Here is a 19,557-nt window from a genome sequence, read left to right as displayed (position 1 = left end):
ACTTTAAGTATCTTAAAAGTACAAATGCTATAATACTCGTTAGAAACTAAAAGTCAATAAGAAACTTTAAGTATCTTATTTAGAAAGAAGGGGTCGTATGACGCAAACTCGTCGGCGGGGCGCCGCATTAGAGGCTGCAATTTACCAGGCTACTCGCGAAATTTTAGAGGAAGATGGCCTAACCGGACTGACGTTTCCTAAAGTTGCGGAACGTGCAAACACCAGTAAACCCGTCATTTACCGCCGTTGGGACTCACCGTTTGCCCTGGCAATCGCTGCCCTGCAAGACAAGATCAAGCGTGAAAACCATGGTCGAACAGACGAGATCACCCTCACCGGCCACAGTCTAGCGGACGACCTCACACAGGTGCTGAGACGATTCACCATCAGTATGAAAACCTTTGATGAATCCTATCTGGGAACGCTAATGGACGGCTTAAGCACCGAGCAAAGTGCCACGATCCAGCGGATGATCACCGAGGGGAATGCCATCGACATCAAGGCTGTTGACCGGGTCGTGAAACGGGCACAGGACCGCGGCGAACTTGGAACTGGGACGTTACCCGCTGCGGTGAAACTGTTGCCGTTTGACCTGCTGCGGTACCATCTGTTCGTGAACCAGGAATTTTCGGATGAACAGCTCAGCACCATTATCAATGACGTTTTGATTCCGGCTTATGAACATGCATTAAATCAATAGGACCTTTCCAGCGCTTAAATGTCGCTTTGTTCCGCCGTTCGGCCCTGCAGACTGAGGCCAGAGTGTGGAGCAGGCCGGGTAACTCCCGGAGTGTAAGGCAACTTTGTCGGAAATTCCGGTCTTGAATTTCTGGCAAAGTTGCCTTACACAGTAGGGAGTTGGCCTGCGGAACACGTTTCCGCAATATAAACTAGAAATTCAAGGATCTTCAACGTCTCCCGTGATAGTAAATGACCAAAGTACGGTCATCAACTATCACCGACACCACAGCCTGCAATGCCGAACGGCGCCACTACGCTACGATACTGGTAATCGTCTGCATAGATGGTCAGGTTTCATAAGTGGTGTCATGAAACTTGTTAATAAGTCGTTACTAGTGTCCAATACCTTGTGAGAAGCATTGCTTTCACTGGACTTACTGGCAGTCGAGAGCGGATTTCTCCGCATACTCGGTTTAACGCCATTGTGATGCTTAACCGGTGGTAAAAGGATAGCTCAACGTCAGTGGAATGCAGCAATTTGGCACGGAGCTGTGGTGTCGACATCAGTTAGCGACCGTCCTGTGGTCGGTCACTGATGTGCGAGACGATGGAGATCCATTCGAGAGCTGCGCAGCAGAAATCGAATTAGCTTCATCGCGAGCCACTACAGCTCCGTGCCAAATTGCGGAATGCAACGGACTTACCACCCAATCCCTTTTTAATACGTTAAAGTGCACCCAGCCAGTCTCAGTAATAAATGCAGCCTGCGAAGAAGGCACTTCATCAAATCAAATGAAAGGTCGGTGACCATGAAGATACGCGATTCTTTACATTGGCTTCTTGCATCATTATAGCTGGCATCGTGATTCTAGCTATCGTCGCGCCAGTCACATTTCCGACGATTACGATCGGCCAACGCATTGCCTTAGCACTCAGTGGCTGGGCATCGCTGGTCTCTTCATTGAATCAGCCCACTGGCTCACACGCCAAACAGCCCGGACTCAGCAGTGGCTGCTCATTGGTATCGTCATCGCGATTGGCCTGCTGCAGCTTGCTGTTGCCATCTGTTTCGTGGATGCCGGTGAAGCTGACTCATTTATCGTCAAAAATCAGGCAGTGGCGCTGACGAGTCACCTGACGACCCACTGGAACTCCTATTTTCAAGTCTATAGCAATAACAATAACCTCGTATTACTGCAAACGGCATTGCTGAAAATCGGCAACTTTTTTGGCCTAAAGACGCCGTGGGTCCTGCTCAATCTGTTGCGCTTTATGTGGCTCGACACCGCACTTTGGGCCGGCTTGTCCATTTTAAAAACTTGGCATCGCAACGCATTACGGCCGCTATTTGCTGGTATGTGGCTGCTGACGATTCCGCTTTACTGTTTCGGGCTATTTCTGTACTCAGATTCGCTGGTCATTCCGATTCCGATTGTCACCTTAGCCCTGTGGCAACTCAGCCGGCAGCACACTGGTTGGAAACGCTATAGTCTAGCCGGTCTTTTGATTGTTGAACTCGTTTTTGGCGTTCTGATCAAACCCAATATGATCGTGATGGTCATTGCCTTTATTGGTCTGATGGGCATCGGCTGGTTGCATCGAAAGATTTCGTTCAAAACAGCGGTAACGTTAAGTCTGACCTGTCTCCTAGCGCTCGGCGGCGGCCTGTATGGCAGTAAGATCATGGCAAAACAGGCCGGGTATCAGCCTAACGCTAACCTTGCACTTCCGGCGACCAGCTGGATCGCCATGAGCTGGAATCCAGCAACTAACGGCGAGTATACCTTTCAAGATGCCTACCAGGAGCGGTTATTGCCCACCAAACAGGCAAAGGACGTTCATGCGAAAACACTGCTTGAGCATCGCCTCACTAAATTGGGACCCACTGGGACCGTGACACACCTCGTCAAAAAAAGTGACGCCTTTCTGTCATCGGGGACGTTTGGCGGTTTCAATCTCACCAATCAGTGGCAGAGGGCACCGCACTGGTACCTCGCAAATCAAGACGCGATCGGGTATCACTTAACCGTCCTATCGCAGGTCATGTACGTCGGTCTGTTACTACTCGTACTGTTGTTTTTCACGGCGTTGCCAGTGAATTGGGAAAACGGCTTTCTCTCGCTCAGTCTCCTTGGGCTCATGAGCTTTCACATCATTTTCTGGGAGGTCGAGCCGCGGTATGCCTTACCACTGCTGCCGATACTGTTACTCTGGGGCGTCCTTGGGACACAACGGCTACCAGTCCCTGCAACCCTACAGAACAGAAAACTGGGCCGGTATGCCGTCCCGTTTATCACTGGTATCAGCCTCATTTTAGGCGGTATCGGTTTAACGCGGTTTCAAACTACGACCCACACGCGCATCGTGGCCGAACAAGCTGATGGCAAGTACTACAATAATGACCGCTATCGGCTCAAGCCTGGTGCTTCGGTCACGTCCCGAATCCGAGTCACGGTACCAAGCTCGGCAATCGTGCTGCAGTTCAACCGCCATTCGCAGACGACCGTTGCTGTCACTCTGTATCGTAACGGTCACCGTGTCGCACACATCACCGGGCCAGCGAACCTAAGTGATTATCTGCGATATAAACGTGTCGCTAATGGTCGTTTTACTGTTAAGATCACCAACGTCGGTCACCAAAACACCTCGCTTGGCGTGGCTAGAAGTGCCTTTCCAGTCAATCAGAACCCGTTAGTGGGCCACCAGAATCTCTATTTACGGTATCATGTTTTGTTGCGACACACTGAACAGGACTAAAAAATTTGGTTCACTAAAAACACCCTGACGCTGACTTTCGTAGTTAGACACATCAGGGTGTTTTTTGACAGTCCTCGCCGATAAAAAATTAAACCAATATGGCGGTCAAGACCCGCGAACTCTGAGAATTTCTAATTATTTAACCCCCACCCCATAAGCCCTTCGCAGTCAGTACTGACAATGATGAAAATTTCTCATTTTTCATTTATTTGCGCGTGCTTTTTCTAACCGGCAATTTTGCCTACACTACAGTCATCTTCACTGTTAGGTTTCCCGATGCTAACACAAGTGACCGGCAATCCGGCTGGCCAATACTACTCGATAATTAGGTGATTACTTTGTTAAGAAAAATTAATTTAACGAATTTCTTTGCGGTCCTTTTGATTGGCGGGCTTGGGCTGGGTATTCTTTCCAATGTCATTTTTCCTCAAAACCCCAAACTATCCTGCCTTGTCCTGGCTATTGCGGCGGGCCTTTGGTTTATCAAACCCTACTTCAAAAAATGGACTGACCGATTTTCACCGCAAACCATTAAATGGGCCTTTGTTGGCACAATGGGCATCATTTTACTGGTGCAGCTGCTAATTCTTCACTTTTTACCAGCAACGGTCTACCACGATCCTTATCGGGTGCTGAACCAAGCCGAACTCCTGAGTCGCGGACACCTGACCTGGACGCATTCGATTTACTTTTATCGAAGCCCCCATAACGCGCCGTTGGCAATTTTACTCAGTTACTGGATCAAATTGTTCGCAATGATTCATCTGTCAACGTTTGTGGCAGTTCACTTTCTCTCAATTTTATTGTTGGATGGTCTGATCGCCCTGATCATTTCGCTGGTGCGTCAGTACACGACTCGCAACTACAGTGTTTTGGCAACGATGCTCTTCTTTATCTTCAGCTCATTTGCCTACACCTATTACTTGCAGGTCTTCTACTCCGACTTACCGATTTTGTTTACACTCGCACTTGTTTTCTTTGTCGTTGCACGCTGGACGCACCTCAGCACACTCAAAAAGATTGTCCTGGGTGCTGCCATTTTTCTCGCTGTGATGTTGGGTCAAATCGTTAAACCCAATCTGATCGTCCTGGCGGTTGCTATCGTCCTTGTCGGCGGCTGGTTGTTAATTCGTCAGCGAAAACAATTTGTCAAACTGCTGGTGCCATTTGTGCTCATGCTCGGCGGGTTTGCCGCCAGTGTTCCCGTGACCCATGTCATGGAACAGACCAGCCACTTTTCTGAATCAACAAAATATGAAATTCCCACAACTCACTGGATCGAAATGGGCTATAATCCAAACACCTATGGTCGAATCAGCGGTGCTGACGTGAAAAAACTGGACGCTTTACCAACCAAGGCTGCTCGCCAAGCTTACCTGAATAAGGCCTTCCCTGCTCGGCTGAAAAAGCTAGGCATCGTTGGCATCGTCAAGCAGTGGGCAGTCAAGCTCGGCATTCTCCTCAACGTGGGCAACGTTCAAGCTGCCTACACAGGTGGGTTTATTCAGGCCCCCGCAAGTTACCAAAAGATTGCGGCGCCCGTCAAAACCTTAAGTTCCGCCCTGATGCGTGCCAGCATCATTCTCCTCTACGTGGAAGTACTCCTGAGCAGTGTGGCACTCATCAGACGCCAGGCTACCTTGCCAAACACAGCGTTCGTCCTGGCACTGGTCACCGCGGTTGGCTATCTCGCCTTTCACACCCTATTGTGGGAAACCGAATCCCGTTATGGTCAAGCCCTGATCCCGATGTTGTTCCTGTTAAGTACGGTTAAGCGGCCAGCCATCAAATCACTGACGCCAAAAACAACACGTTTCCGCGTCTTTAGCACCGTCGCCTTTCTGGCCGTGGTCGCAGCCGCCTATATCACGTCACCCCTCACCCTGATCGATAATATTCAACTTGTTTCTGGCCAATTAGGTCAATTGTCCATTCAGTACAAGGCACTGCTGACGGCTGTGAAACCACATCAAGCGGTCACGCAGGAACTCCAGCTGAACCACTCCGCAAGCCGATTTATTGTGTCCACTGCGCCTAAAGCGCACTTAACTGGGCAGCTGATCAACCTTAAAACAAAGCACGCCTACCAGTTAACGGCCGGACCAAAATCATTGTTGGTGCACCACGTCCTCGCAAAGGGCAAATACCTTATTAAGATCAGCAATAACACCACTAAGACGCAAAAATTACAAATTTCTAGAATGTATGATTACAAACTCGCCCCGTACCCGGTCAAGCTCAATAACCAACTGCATCCGAGCTGGTCGCTTATTTACCAGGCAACGCGCGCCGTTAAAATTTAGGAGGTCTTGACTATGAAAGAAACCCGTCAATTCACAAATACCTATCCCGATCTTCACGCCCTACCAGCAAACATTACAACCGAACTGCACGAACCAGAATCGCGCAATGACCTGAAAACCTATTTGAAGGTGCTCTCTACGATTATGCAGGAGGATGGCCGTTATCGGTAGATAGACAATGTTGAGTGCGCTTCATACCGCTTCATGCCGCTTCGTTCCGCCGTTCGGCCCTGCAGGCTGAGGCCAGAGTGTGGAGCAGGCCGGGTAACTCTCGGAGTGTAAGGTGACTTTGCCGGAAATTCCGGTCTTGAATTTCTAGCAAAGTCACCTTACACAGTAGGGAGTTGGCCTGCGGAACACGTTTCCGCAATATAAACTAGAAATTCAAGGATCTCTTCAACGTCTCCCGTATTAGTAACCGACCAAAGAACGGTCGCTAACTAATACCGACACCACGGCCTGCAATGCCGAGTGGTTCCACTACGCTACGATACTGGTAATTGTCATCATAGAGATACCAAACTTCATAAGTGTGTCATGAAGCCTGTTGATTGATTGTTACCAGTGACTAGCACATTGTGAGAAGCATTGCTGTCAATGAGATTACTAGCGGTCGAGGGCGGATTCTCTTCGAACTCGGTTTAACGCTAATGTGATGCTTAACTAGTGGTAAAGAGTATGCTCATCGTCAGTGGAATGGAGCAATTCGGCAGGTTGTCGTGGTGTCGACATCAGTTAGCGACCGTACTTTGGTCGGTTACTGATGTGCGAGACGACTGAGATCCACTCGAGAGCTGCGCAGCAGAAATCGAGTTAGCTCAGTCGCGAGCCACGACGACGGCCTGCCGAATTGCGGAATGCAACGAACTACTACCTACCATTAAATTTTCAACAGTTTCCATCCTGCTGACCACCATGTCCGGTCAGCAGGATCTTCTTAGGGCCACTCGAAACGCGAGTGTCTACCACCGTTATCGCTCTCGTCACGCGGTTTGTTGCTCCTTTGATTCTCACCAACACAGGGTATTGATATGAACTTACACTTGAAGCAAAACAGCGCCGCCATCATTTTAAGAAGTTTTCTCGCCATGCTCATTGTGATCACCGTGCTCTCCAGTGGTATGACCGTTCTGGCAACGGGTCACCAATTATTGGTCAACACCAGCGTAAACTCGACCAATATCGTCCACTCCCTTAAGCAACGGGACATTGACAGTGATGACGACTGGGAAAATTGGCGGGTCAACAGTACGTTAAACACAGCGACGAGCTACGTGCGGGTCCATAACGACCGCAGTGATGCCGCCGTTCGATACTACTATTCTCCCGGCGCAAAAAGCCTGCTGGATGGTCATCCGCATAAGATTCCTTTCTTCACCCACCTCTATTACGAGCCCGGCTTTGGATTTCTCTACCACGCCACTGGTGACGCGTACAAGATCCACTACCAACTGTGGACGAACATGAACGCCCAGTTTGAGCTTTTGGGACGGATCGTTCTCGTTGCTGGTCTCGTGCTGTTGGCAACCCTGATCATCAGCCCATTTTACATTCGTTTCTTCACCAAGCGGCTCACTGAACCACTAGCGAACCTCACCGACAGTGCCGAAAATGCCATTCAGAACCCTTCGCGTGAAAAGTTGCAGCTGCCCGTTCCTGACAAGCCCACTGAAACGACGACCCTAGCGTTGAGTTTCAATAGTTTGCTGAGTCGCCAGCATGAGCAAACTGAAAAGGAAAAAAAGTTCATATCAAACGCCGCTCACGAACTACGGACGCCCATTGCGACCATCCGCAGCCACGCGCAGTTGATTGAACGCCGCGGTAAAACGCACCCGGAAGTGATTACCAAATCGGTACAGTACATTGATGATGAATCTCATCAAATGGAAACCTTAGTCGAGGAACTGTTAGCGCTGACCCGAGCCGACCGCGCCGTCCTGGATTTTACAACGTTTGATCTGAGTGCCTCGTTAACAACGCTCGCCCAAAACACGGCGCCACTGTTGCCCCAACGGTTGATTGCCAACATTGCCCCAGACGTGCAATTGACCGCAAACGAGACCAGCGTGACGCAAATCATCACAAACTTACTGAATAACGCCAGCAAATACGCCGCCCCTGAAACCTCGATCACCTTAACGTTAAAACAAACTACCGATCAAACTCTGATACAAGTCAGTGATCAGGGCGCTGGAATCGCTGCTGAGGACAAACCCCACATCTTTGAACGGTTCTACCGCAGCAGTACCGTCCGCGGTACGATTGCCGGAACTGGATTGGGACTCGCCATTGTGGCTGAACTCGCAGCGCTGAATGATGCTCAGGTGACTGTGGATGACAATGACCCACAAGGGAGTGTCTTCTCCGTTCAATTTGCGACAAAGAGAATGGCACAACTCCGTTAAAGACCGGAGAGTGAAGAAAAACGGTTTTGCACACAGAAAAAAGGCCCCAACTAAAATCCTAATTTGGGTTTTAGTTGGGGCCTCTTATATGGTCAAAAACGACCGCTTGTCTCGCGTTTAGGCTGGGTATACTGGAAAACACGCTGATTGACAATGGGGACTTATGCGTGAATCCCTTAAGCCCTTTTTCTCTACCTAACCGTTATTTTCGATTCTCGGGCGTCAATTTCTGCTCCTCAACCACGGTGGTGATCTTCTCCTGAGTTGCTTCAACCCGCTTCTTAAAGTGCAGGTTGTTTCGCCCAATCAAAATGCCAAACGGCGGTACCTTGTAGCAGAACCAGGAGATGCCGAATGCCACTGCAACCACGAAGACGTAGCCAATGGGCAGACACAGCACCATTGCCCAGGCCGGCAGCGAAATTTTTGTCAGAATAAACGCCAGCATTGCCAGTGGAATGGTTTGGACGAGATAGAGGCCAAATGAAACCTTTGCGACATTGTGGACCCAGCGGTCGATCCATGGCCAGAGACCATGTTGACGCCAGTACGCAAATCGCAGCCCTACCCAGAATACGAACGCAATCATGAATATATCATAAACCAGCATGTACGGCTGATGAACTGACATGGTGGCGCCCATGGAGAGGTGAAGGACGTCGGTGTCAAAGAAGAAGAGCCCCACCGTCCCAAGGGAAAGTATCCCCGTTATCCAAGCGATTGGCTTAATGTGGGTGTTGATGAAGCGCTTGACCTCCTTGTAGTGAATCGAAGCATACGTCCCTGCCAGGAAGTAAAATTGGTAAGTCAGCACGTTTTCACCGTAGGCCTTAAACCACCACCACCAGTGACTGTCATCGATGTGCGGCAGAAAATACTTGATAAAGATCAAGATTGCCATTTGAACTGTAAAACTAATACTCATAATCAGGGTGTGGTGATTGACGAGTTTCTTAAACATCAAGACAATCAGTGGAAAAATAAGATAGAGCTGAAGCACGATCAAAATATAGTACATGTAAAACTGATTGCCATGAACGATGGCGTCAATGTAGTCAGCCTTGAAATTAGCCATGCTAAAGTTCACGCCGACTTCGATCGACAGAAACATCACAATGAAGTTCCACGCCAAGTACGGAATTCCCGCACTTACGAAGCGTTTTCGTTCAAATTTCAACCACTCGTGTTTGCGGTTATAGTAGTTCAACGTTAACACTAACCCGGTCATAAACATAAAGCCCATTCGTGTAAAATGCAGCATCAAATGGGTCGCTTCAAGAAACAGCTGACTAGCTGCAGCGTTATCGATGCGGCCTTCAAAGGTCGACGTCGTGTGGTTTAACAAGACACCGCAGATGAAAATGATCCGCATGAGATCCACCTCATACAGATAGGGGCGCTTAGTCTTGGTCGCCAAGTCATCACTTCCAATTAGTAGCGTTAATTTTTTAATTCACGCTAACTATCATGCCCGTGATGGCTTAAGGCGAGCTTAAAAACGGAATTTATTTTCCGCAACCTTAACATATTGATAGGTTCTGCCAATCAGGCGATTAAATGTCCGATTCTCTGCTGAAATAATGGCCAATTTTCAATCGAGATCAAACCCGATATCGAGGTTGACGACCCGATTCGTAAGGAACCCAAGGGACAGAAAATCTGCGCCGGTTCCCGCATAATCGGGCAAGGTCTCAAGTGTGATACCGCCAGAGATCTCCGTTTGAATCTCGGCCGGCACTCGTGGCTGCCATGCCCTCACAACGTCCGGCCGTTGATTATCAAACATGATGATATCCACTTGAGCGTCGATGGCCGCTTGCAGCTCCGTATCAGTCTCCACTTCAACTTCGATTTTCTTGGCGGGACCAAGCACAGTCCGCAATTGTTGAACTGCCGCTGTCAGGCTCCCGACCGCGTGCCAGTGGTTATCCTTGAGCATCGCCAGGTCATACAATCCCATTCGGTGATTCAGGCCACCGCCGCAACGCACTGCATACTTATCAAACACTCGTAACCCTGGTGCTGTCTTTCGTGTATCCAGGATCTGGGTATGGTCATCAGCCAAGGTTTGCACAGCTGTCCGCGTTGTCGTCGCAATCCCGCTCATCCGCTGCATCAGATTCAAACTTAAGCGTTCGGCCGCCAGAATTGTGGCCATGTTACCGGTCGCAGTGCCGAGGACGGTCCCCGCCGCAACCGTTTCGCCGTCCTGCACTTCTGGTGTGTAGGCTGCGTCGTCGCCAAGCAGGTGATAAAGCAGACCAGGTAGCTGCTGTCCTGCCACCGTACCAGCAGTTTTAAGGTTGTAACGACCGGTCGCTGGTCGGCCTTCTAACAGTGATGCCGTCAGATCACCGGTGCCGAGATCCTCACGAATAAAGCCGCGAAGTAACGGCAACACCGCGTTAACGTTGAGCGGCATGCACCATGCCCCCTTCACAGGTTTGGCGATTTCAAGATCTTCAACGGAGTGGTCATGCAGCCCCGCCACAAGCGTAATCAGGGCGATGAGCAAGAGCCCAATGAAAATCCCGAAAATGAGTTGAATACTTGCCTGACCATCCAGCAGCCAGCCGACCAGATACGGGCCGATTGCTGCCCCAACGCGGCCAATCGATTGGGCCGTCCCCATTCCTGTACCACGAATAGCTTGCGGGAACTGACTTGGCGTGATGGCAATCAACGTGCCCCACGCACCCAAGTCAAAGAAGGACAGCATGGCGCCGGCCAGCAGGATCACCATAGCCGATGACGCCGAAATAAACAGCAGGCTGGCGACGATCGTTCCGCCGATATACACCGCCAATATCGTTTTCCGGGCGAGGCGTTTCATCAGGTATGCCGCCAAATAGTATCCTGGCAACTGCGCAATGGACATCAACAGCGTGTATCCCATTGAGTTCACGATTGAAAAACCGCGCATCGTCAGCACGCTTGGCAGCCACATAAACATGCCGTAATACGTCAACATCACGATGAACCACAGCACCGCCAAAACTACAAGCTGGCGGCGATAACTGGAATGCCAAATCTCCGAGAACGCAGCGTGGCGTTGTTTCTCGTGCGGTTTTTCTTCGGGCAAATGCCGTCGCAAAATAAAGGCGTACACCCCCGCAACAGCCGTGACCAGCGCAGCCACGCGCCAACCAAAGATCGGCATCAATCCCCATGCAACCAGACTGGCAATGATCCAGCCATACGCCCAGAAACTATCACCGAGAATCAACATCTGCGACCGTTTCGTACCCGAAAAATTATCCGCCAGCAACGTTGCAGCAACGGGCAGCTCACCGCCCAGTCCGATACCGGTTGTGAACCGAATCACCATAAACACCGCGATGTTGGGCGCAAAAATAAGTGCAAGGTTCCCAAGTGAAAATAAAACAAGCGTCCCCATCAGCACGTGCTTTCGACCAATCATATCCGCTAACCGCCCCGCAAAGACGGCACCAAAGATCATCCCGATTGACGTAATGGCCGAAATGCCGCCCAGTGTCGATTCGCTGAGTTGCCATTCCCCCTTGATCAAAGGCATGATAAACGATAATAACGCCACATCCATGGCGTCAAACAACCACGCTGTGCCCACGATCAGCAGCAGGTGATTTGTTTGTTGTTTCTGCATTTTCTTATCCTCCATGACAGTTGTTTATAAAAGTCGTTTTAACTTTTATTATTGGTGCTAACCATACAGGATAATGGGGTGGGTGTCAAGACACCTCATTCGGGATGTGTGATTTTTCTCTTTTTTGGTTGTTGGGGGTTTAGTAGACGCAAAAAAAGCGTCGTTAGCGATTGGGTTAACGACACTTTCGTTTGCGTTTATTTTTAAATTTGGTTTTTTTGAGTAGCTTTCTACTGTCCTCGAGACTAAACGCGCTCCACAAGGCAAGGGGCGGCCATGTAACGGACTCTGGCAAAAAATCCAGACCCGGGATTTTCTGCCAGAGTCCGTTACATTCTGCCCCTTAACCGCCTTGTTCCGCGCTCTACTTCGCTGGATTAACCCCAGCCTTAAGATAACCACGCCAGATCCAGCCGCCGTGCTTGCCATCCGCAGTGTTCACGTGATAGTAGATAATGTAATCACCCTTTGACTTACGGTACAACTTTTCGTGCTGGTTGGTGTACCAGGTCACATTTGGCAGGTTCTTATTGTAGTCGTAACGGATACCCAAATGTTTTGAGTACCGCGCACCAGCCGTGGTGTGGTAAGCGTGCTTCTTCATTGATGCGCGCCATACTAACTTGACTGAGTTCGACCGGGATGCCGAATAAGACGACGTTGATGGTGCCGGCACCTTAACCAGCGTCGTCGTTGGCTGGCTCGCCTTGGTTGAGGACGAACTATCCGTAGTGGTACTGGTTGTTGGTGTGCTTGTAGCGCCATCCAAATAATAGCTGTTATTTAACTGACTCACATCTAAGTCTTGATTTTCACCGTTAAACCGGTAGTCGCTGGCCACTGCCAATCGTTGGCCGATGGGTATGCGGAACCGCTTGGGTTTGCTGGCCACTGTGCCAACCACCCCTTGTTGCTGTCATTTGTGTCGATAACTTTACCGACAGCTTGCCATGGTATACAAATCTGTCTTGTTGTACCCAGCTTGGTTCAAAACAGCATCAAACGCTGCTAAATTAGCATCGTTGGTCGACTTTGATAATCCAGAAAACGCACTGTCTTCAAAATACACAACCATGACCATGTTCTTCGAGTTGGTCACTGCTTGAACAGAATTGATGAAGTTCTGGGCTTCAGCCTGCGCCTCAGCAACCGTCGTAAAGTGGGCAAAGTGGTAGTAGTTAACGGCTAAACCAGCGCCCTGCGCATCAGACGTTTGTGATGCTAAAACAGGACTCGTATAGCTTGTCCCTTCAGATGCCTTGATAGCGACTGCTTTGACGCCCGCTTGCGCCAGGTTCTGATAGTCGCTGCTGGTCAAATTAGATTGCCAGCTCGACAGATCCACCATGTCGGTGTTCGGTTGCGAACTCGAAGGCGTCAGTGACGCATGAGCAGTCACAACCGACGTCGTCCCCAACACTCCGGCAATGACGGCACCCAGCAATAATAATTTTGAATGCTGTAATTTACGCATAAAATTTCCCCATTCCCTTTTCTAATCTGTAGCTAGTGTACCACCTTTTAACATCATTTTGATAGTGAAGAAACCGCGATGTTTTGGGATTCCAGACTATGCCAGTTTTGACTGTTAAGCGTGATATTGGATGCGGATTTCGTGAAGCCTTTTTCGTTTACATTTAAATTGAAATACGATAGATTTGAAGCATAGCCGGTGAAGTGGGGACTGCAATCCCCACCTTAAGCGTCATGGTTAACACCCCGACGCGCTGGTTAATAGTTCGATAACAAACTTGTTACTTCCTTAAAAACCGTTGCGTCCAGGCAACGGTTTTTATTGTCTCAACGACAATACAGGTAAGCAACAAGAACCGTGACGATATACGGTGCCAATGCAACAGCACACACTACCAGCACAACTAAAATCTGAACCTTTTCAGATAGTCCATGTAATTTAGAAATGGTGGTAGTAATCCATCCATTAGTGTCTCTTTGCTTCAATTTCCAATAGAGGTCGATTATTGATAGCTCTTTTAGGCCACCATGCCGAAACGCGCTCCAGAAAGCAGAAGGTTGCACACAAGAGGACTCTGACATAAATTCCCAAGACCAGGAATTTCCGTCAGAGTCCTCTTGTGCTCCACCTTCTAACCGCTTTCTGCCACGCTCTTGCTTCAATTTCGCCCCCCCGAAATAACGATCGGGTCTAACCGTTTATAGATCATGTTAACACCCCTAACGCTTTAAATTCCAACACGCAGGGTATCAGCACGACGCCTATCTCAAGTATACCAAGACGTTTTAACAAGTGAACTACTCGGCTATAAATAACCGAGCTTCTGGGAACACCGCCGACTTACACGTTACTCAAAGAGCATCGTGCAGCGGTCACGGCTTTTTACCAAGGACCGTTCCAGCCCAATTCAGTCTGTTTTACGACCCTTGAAGAATATTCCTGGCTGCATTGATATCTCGATCATGTTGAGTGTGACAATCAGGGCAGGTCCAACTGCGGATCTCCAAGGGATGTTTACCATCATCGAAGCCACAGCTTGAACATAGCTGTGACGTTTTGTACGGACTTACAGTGACCAACTGTTTGCCGTAAAAGGCACATTTGTACGTTAGTTGACGCCGAATTTCTCGCCAAGCTTGATTAGCGATGGCCCGGGCCAGTTTATGATTTTTAAGAAGATTCTTGGTTTTCAAATCTTCCATTTTGACCACATCAAACTGCTCGACTAATGCTTTCGTCAGCTTACTTAGGTAATCGTAGCGCTGATTGGCAATTTTTTCGTTGTACTGGGCGACCATGCGTCTAGCTTTCACATAGTTCTTGAAGTCAGCCAGCTCACGAGGTTCCGGGACGTGATTATGATGATCGCACGCTATTTCTTGCTTAGCTTGAAGCCGGCGTCGTGCCAATCGTTTTTCCCAATAATGTTTCTTTTTTGCCAGCCGCTTATCGAAACGGATCGTTGGGTATTTAACGCCGGTACTGGTAATCATTAAGTCACTCACGCCCAAATCGATACCAACGCTCAGACCAGTTTTGGGCAGTTTTGTGATATCCGTATCGATCAGCACACTAGCGAAGTATTTACCAGTAGCGGTCAAGCGAATCGCCACACTTTTAACTTTACCCAGCGCCTGCTGACCACCGCGAAAACGAACCACGCCGATTTTTGGCAGTTTCAAGTGGGTTCGATCCGTAAACTTGATGCCCATCTTGCACTGATAGCTTTGTTTAGGATATTTCCGCGACTTAAATCGCGGAAAGCCCGCATGCCCTTTGAAGAATTTCTTGTAAGCACCAATGAGATCAGCGTTAGTACATTGTAAACTCGTGCTCTCGGCCTGTTTAAGCCACGGATATTCTTGCTTCAAAGTCGGTAAGAGATTATTCAAGTCAAACGCTGAAAGCAGTTTAGTTTCCGGACTATTCTCATAACGCTTGATCAGCATACCAAGCATTTGATTCCAAATAAACCGATTGAAGCCAAAATTTTGTTGATGGCTAATTGTTGTGCTTCATTTGGATAGAGTCGCAGCTTGAATCCCTTTAACACCATTAACTTCCCTTCTTTCTATCGGTTTAATATATCATGATTAATCTAACATAACAATAAGATATTTGTACCGATTCAGAGAAAGAAGGGATTAAATTTTTTTAATTATTTCATGTTATATTTTAACGGGCTAACTTTTTGACTGGTCAAAAGTTGATTCATCTCGGCATTAAAATACCGAGATTTCTCAACTGTTAACATAAATGAAACATTAGTGAAAACACTGAAACTCGATACATAACCCGCTTCATCGTTTAAAAATGTCATGTCTTCGCATTTTCAGGATATCCAACTTTGGTCACGCTATCCTAATAGTTTTTCAGCCACAGCAACAATCTCACGTGCCAACGCTAAGTCGCCATCCCCAGTCGAGCCGCTGACACCAACAGCACCGATGACGTTACTATCAGCCCTAATCGGCACCCCACCCTGCAATGGTAAAACGCCTGGTGTTGTCATCATCGCTGGTTGACCACTGTTCACAAATTGCTCGAACACACCAGATTCGTCCTGGAGCTGAATGGCTGAAATTGCCTTGCCAATGGCAACCTGAACGGAAACTGGTGCGGCGTTATCCATTTGGGCAAATGTCTTGAGATTGCCGCTAAGGTCGAGGACCGCAATTGAGACTTTAACGTGTGCCTGATTGGCTGCGTCGACGCCATCAGAAACTAACTGTTGCGCTAACGCGAGCGTAATATCCTGTTTTGCTTGTAAATAATTTGCCATGTTGGGCCTCCTAGTTGTTTGGTGGCCCTATTTTCTGACAGAATCGGTTTTAAAACAAACATTTTCGTTTTTTTGTGATTAAAGAATAGCGCTAACCGCTTTGATGGGTTAGCGCTATTGTTGTTTTTAACGTTTTTTGACATGCTTTCCATAAGGCAACGGCTGTGTAACGGACTCTGGTCGAAAAAGTCAGGATCTTTTCTGCCTCTGAGTGCTTCTGGCTTCGTGCTTTTCCCCTTCTATAGTGGAAACGCGCTCCACAAGGCAGAGTTGCTTACACTCCGCCCTCTAAACGCCTTGTTCCGCGCTCTATCTCCTCATCACCTTATACCGATCACTCCGGTCATTAGCGGCAATCTCTTCCGTCGCATGCCCCACCGGCACCACGACCTGTGGCGTATAGCCGTCGTCGATGCCTAGGTCCGCAATCAGATCTGGATCCTTTTGCAGCGCCATTGCCGCACTCATCACGTACACCGACCCCAAGCCTAAGCGAGTGGCCTCCACCATCACGTTTTCAGCGGCAACTGATGCGTTTCGTTCGCCAAATTGGCTGTCAGCTTGGTGGCGATCACGAACAGTAACGGTGCGCCATACGCCGCGTCGTTGACTGACTTTTCAAACCGTTGCAGCATGTCGTCGCTCTCTATCACGACTGCCTGGGTAACGTCTGCTTGACCCATACCGCACGGAGCAGCTTGAAAGGCCGAAATTAATTGATCAACCTCTTCACTGGTGAGCTTGTCCTGTTTAAAACTTCGAACTGCATGGCGTGCTAATACTGAATCTGTCATTAGTTAAACAACTCTTTTCTTTAAAATTAAAAATGGCCTATACGTTTGAACCACAGTTCAAGTATAAGCCATTTTGTAACCGGTTACAAAAACATCGTATTGTTGTTTCAGAAAATACTATTTAATCAGTCGGTCGACCGCAAAGTTCATCACGTGTTTGAACAGGTGTTGATGAACCCGCGCAAAATGCCCCACAAAATTGTCACCAAGTGAGTGGTAGTACCGGTACTTTGGCTTCACATCCGTCGCTGCCGAATAAAAGACTTCAGCCAAGTCTTCCGAAGTAGCACTCGATTGACCGCCCAACCGTTTTAACAAGGCCTTAGTACCATTGGTCAGTTTCAGGTAAGGGGAATCCGGTTTGAGATTTTTCTCGGCGTTTGCCATCGCAATCTCGGTCCACGATGAAGCAGTCCCACCCGGTTCAACAATAATGGACCGGATACCAAACTGACGCACTTCTGTATCTAGCGTATCAGACCAAACGTTTAGCGCGTGCTTGGTGACATAGTACCAACCGCCCAGTGGGGAGTACATTTCACCGCCAATGGACGAAATATTAATGATTCGGCCACTGCGTTGGAACCGCATCGTTGGTAACACAAGCTTTGTGAGCTCCGAAGCACCTAAAAGATTCGTCTCGAGCTGCTTACGCGCGTTTTCCTCGCTGACCTCTTCAAGCGGTCCAAACTCCCCGTAACCAGCATTGTTGATCAACACATCAACAGTGCCAGCAACTTCAAGCGCCTCGTCGACAAATGCGTTCCGAGACTCTCTATTTGTCACATCCAAATGCAGCGCATGAATATTATTGCCAGCAGGAATCTTTTCCGTTCGTCGCGCGCCAGCATAGACTTGCCAGCCTCGTTCGGCAAACAACTTAGCGGCAGCAAAGCCCATTCCGCTTGATGCGCCAGTGATAAATACCGTTTTTCCAGCCATGATCGATAACTCCTTCTTGAACAGTTGTCATTTACCCTCTAATATACCCCTTTTAGCTAAAAGTGAGGTGCTCTTTGCTCGATAGTACACAATCTCGTTTGGTATTTTATTTTTAGACCTTACGACTCTTTCTAGTTGACTTTCGAATATCGATACTGCACAGTTTCGATATTAAATCAAGGGAGTGATGCGATGATGCCAGGAAGACCACGTGATGCCAATATTGAAACGCGCACGATCAGCGCAACGCAGGAACTGCTGCAGACCCACACGCCCGACAATATCACGATCGATTTGATTGCGAAACAGGCCGGGATTGCTAAATCAACCATTTATCGGCGCTACCACAGTAAGGACGACATTGTCGTCGCGGCTCTGGTGGCTGTTAAATCAATGGACTTGTCTGATTTGCCACTCACCGACCTGAACGAGACAGCGACCATCATCGCGGATCGCTTTATCGCCCAATACAACAATAAAACGGCTCGGGTGATGCTCAGCACGCTATTTCAAACACTAAACGGTAATGAGAAAATTGCCGCCACCTATTTCCAAGAACACGGTATTCCGCAAACTGACGCGCTCGCCGCAGTGCTCAGTCACTTTGAACTCAAAATCGAAGCCGCCCAACTGGCGGATCTGCTCATTCACTATGCAATTGGCGTCTTTTTAATGGAATCCATTGAGAATACGCCCACTACGTTAAAACAAGGACTTCATCAACTGTTGGCCGCCTATCAGTAGCCACCTTTTATTTACCTAATTTCGATACCAATCAGTTTCAAAAAGAAAAAAATCATGTCAACTACAATTATTACCGGTGCCACAAGCGGTTTAGGGCTGGCAACTACCCGGTTATTAGCTTCCCAGCGTCCCGAAGAGTCATTCATTATCACTTCTCGAAAATTAGCCAGTGCCCAAAAGGTGGCCAATGCCTTTACAAACATGACCCCAATGGCACTGGACGTTAGTGATCCTGACTCAATCAAGCAATTCACAGAAAACGTCAAGAAACAAAACGTGCTGATCAGCGGCATCATCGCCAACGCCGGTGCACAATTCACGAAACCAACCACCAACAAGCAGGGCGTTGAAGCCACCTTTGCCACCAATGTGATCGGCCAGTACCGATTAGTGACCAGCATGCAGCCCCTGCTATCAAGCGATGCTAAGGTCATCTTAGTCAGTTCCGACACCCACGATCGGCACAAATTTACCGGTATGCCAAATCCACAATATCTGGCACCGGCAACCTTGGCGGACGAACCAAAATCAAGTGCTGAGATGAAACATTCCAGCGACACCAACTTAGGGCAGATTCGCTATACGACCAGTAAGTTAGCGGTTATTTATTTAGTGCATGCTCTAGTCAAGCACGACCCGAAACATACGTATATCAGCTTCAATCCTGGTCTGATGCCAGGCAAGGATTCCGGGTTAGCCCGCAATTATGCGCCAGCTGCCAAATGAGCCTTCAACAATGTGCTGTCATTACTTCGGTATGTCTTTCCAAATTTCGTGCGGTCGGTGACGATCTCTAGCAAGAATCTAGCCAACGTGTACATGAACCAACCGATTAAATCCGGCGAGTATTGGGATGGCAATAAATCGATTCCGTCTTCTGATGAATCCTATGATGAAACGCGTGAAGATGAGTTGTGGCAGTATCTTGAAGGGCTAGATGAGTAATCGACAAAAATTCTAACTTGTTGCACTTTGATTTTAAATCCGGGTAATTCTAGGAAATAATAACTAACCTTCAACGTTTGTTCATTCAATCAGAATTTGGAG

The 19,557-nt window shown here is 48.5% G+C and carries 16 protein-coding genes and 3 pseudogenes; 8 read left to right on the top strand and 11 right to left on the bottom strand.

Annotated elements, in window-relative coordinates; all coding sequences use genetic code 11:
• The first annotated feature begins 97 nt into the window (after positions 1–97).
• From JCM11969_RS12205 to JCM11969_RS12190, 5 genes are all read left to right on the top strand, one after another.
• The gene (locus tag JCM11969_RS12205; RefSeq protein ID WP_054711609.1) at positions 98–700 is read left to right on the top strand and encodes a TetR/AcrR family transcriptional regulator; all 603 of its coding nucleotides are present in this window, start codon (positions 98–100) and stop codon (positions 698–700) included.
• 821 nt (positions 701–1,521) lie between these two features.
• Positions 1,522–3,438: a glycosyltransferase-like membrane protein gene (locus tag JCM11969_RS12200; RefSeq protein WP_054711607.1), complete on the top strand. Its 1,917-nt coding sequence runs from the start codon at positions 1,522–1,524 to the stop codon at positions 3,436–3,438.
• Between the two features lie 338 nt (positions 3,439–3,776).
• Positions 3,777–5,741 carry a glycosyltransferase-like membrane protein gene (locus JCM11969_RS12195; protein WP_054711605.1) on the top strand — a complete coding sequence of 655 codons (1,965 nt, stop codon included), beginning with the start codon at positions 3,777–3,779 and terminating at the stop codon, positions 5,739–5,741.
• Positions 5,742–5,753: 12 nt separating this feature from the next.
• The gene (locus tag JCM11969_RS17825; protein ID WP_156319356.1) at positions 5,754–5,912 is read left to right on the top strand and encodes a hypothetical protein; all 159 of its coding nucleotides are present in this window, start codon (positions 5,754–5,756) and stop codon (positions 5,910–5,912) included.
• Positions 5,913–6,772: 860 nt separating this feature from the next.
• Entirely contained in the window at positions 6,773–8,149 is a 1,377-nt protein-coding gene (locus JCM11969_RS12190) for a sensor histidine kinase (RefSeq protein WP_054711603.1), read from the top strand.
• A gap of 202 nt (positions 8,150–8,351) precedes the next feature.
• Here the strand turns inward: JCM11969_RS12190 and JCM11969_RS12185 are convergent, their stop codons facing one another.
• The 11 genes and pseudogenes from JCM11969_RS12185 to JCM11969_RS12150 form a co-directional block, all read right to left on the bottom strand.
• On the bottom strand, positions 8,352–9,566 hold the full coding sequence (locus JCM11969_RS12185; protein ID WP_225353288.1) for an acyltransferase: 1,215 nt from the start codon (positions 9,564–9,566) through the stop codon (positions 8,352–8,354).
• Between the two features lie 174 nt (positions 9,567–9,740).
• Complete coding sequence (nadC, locus tag JCM11969_RS19250) at positions 9,741–10,571, bottom strand: carboxylating nicotinate-nucleotide diphosphorylase (RefSeq protein WP_056987979.1); 831 nt, start codon at positions 10,569–10,571, stop codon at positions 9,741–9,743.
• A gap of 48 nt (positions 10,572–10,619) precedes the next feature.
• Positions 10,620–11,774 (bottom strand): annotated as a pseudogene (locus JCM11969_RS19245) (MFS transporter); the annotation flags it as partial.
• Between the two features lie 364 nt (positions 11,775–12,138).
• Positions 12,139–12,666, bottom strand: a complete 528-nt coding sequence (locus JCM11969_RS19240; RefSeq protein ID WP_225353287.1) for a hypothetical protein — start codon at positions 12,664–12,666, stop codon at positions 12,139–12,141.
• Positions 12,667–12,708: 42 nt separating this feature from the next.
• Entirely contained in the window at positions 12,709–13,248 is a 540-nt protein-coding gene (locus JCM11969_RS19235; RefSeq protein ID WP_225353286.1) for a GH25 family lysozyme, read from the bottom strand.
• A gap of 326 nt (positions 13,249–13,574) precedes the next feature.
• Positions 13,575–13,910 (bottom strand): hypothetical protein, encoded by a 336-nt coding sequence (locus JCM11969_RS12170; protein ID WP_054711601.1) that lies wholly within the window; start codon positions 13,908–13,910, stop codon positions 13,575–13,577.
• 255 nt (positions 13,911–14,165) lie between these two features.
• Positions 14,166–15,304 (bottom strand): annotated as a pseudogene (locus JCM11969_RS12165) (RNA-guided endonuclease TnpB family protein).
• 300 nt (positions 15,305–15,604) lie between these two features.
• The gene (locus tag JCM11969_RS12160; protein WP_054711599.1) at positions 15,605–16,030 is read right to left on the bottom strand and encodes a GlcG/HbpS family heme-binding protein; all 426 of its coding nucleotides are present in this window, start codon (positions 16,028–16,030) and stop codon (positions 15,605–15,607) included.
• A gap of 309 nt (positions 16,031–16,339) precedes the next feature.
• Positions 16,340–16,546 (bottom strand): annotated as a pseudogene (locus JCM11969_RS19230) (nitroreductase family protein); the annotation flags it as partial.
• Complete coding sequence (locus JCM11969_RS19225) at positions 16,540–16,824, bottom strand: nitroreductase family protein (protein WP_225353284.1); 285 nt, start codon at positions 16,822–16,824, stop codon at positions 16,540–16,542. The gene JCM11969_RS19225 and the pseudogene JCM11969_RS19230, both read right to left, overlap by 7 nt.
• A 117-nt stretch (positions 16,825–16,941) precedes the next feature.
• Positions 16,942–17,766, bottom strand: coding sequence for an SDR family NAD(P)-dependent oxidoreductase (locus tag JCM11969_RS12150; protein WP_054711597.1), 825 nt, complete (start codon positions 17,764–17,766; stop codon positions 16,942–16,944).
• A 192-nt stretch (positions 17,767–17,958) separates the two neighbouring features.
• Between JCM11969_RS12150 and JCM11969_RS12145 the strand changes: the two genes are divergently transcribed.
• The 3 genes from JCM11969_RS12145 to JCM11969_RS12135 are packed head-to-tail and all read left to right on the top strand — an operon-like array spanning position 17,959 to position 19,455.
• A complete protein-coding gene (locus JCM11969_RS12145; RefSeq protein ID WP_054711595.1) occupies positions 17,959–18,510 on the top strand; it encodes a TetR/AcrR family transcriptional regulator in 552 nt (183 codons plus the stop codon).
• 54 nt (positions 18,511–18,564) lie between these two features.
• Positions 18,565–19,236, top strand: a complete 672-nt coding sequence (locus JCM11969_RS12140; protein WP_054711593.1) for an SDR family NAD(P)-dependent oxidoreductase — start codon at positions 18,565–18,567, stop codon at positions 19,234–19,236.
• 12 nt (positions 19,237–19,248) lie between these two features.
• Positions 19,249–19,455 (top strand): Rossmann-fold NAD(P)-binding domain-containing protein, encoded by a 207-nt coding sequence (locus tag JCM11969_RS12135; protein WP_054711591.1) that lies wholly within the window; start codon positions 19,249–19,251, stop codon positions 19,453–19,455.
• Positions 19,456–19,557: the final 102 nt, after the last annotated feature.

It is taken from the genome of Secundilactobacillus paracollinoides DSM 15502 = JCM 11969 (assembly GCF_001311135.1).
Classification (GTDB): Bacteria; Bacillota; Bacilli; order Lactobacillales; family Lactobacillaceae; genus Secundilactobacillus; species Secundilactobacillus paracollinoides.
This window is presented reverse-complemented; position numbering and strand designations above follow the sequence as displayed.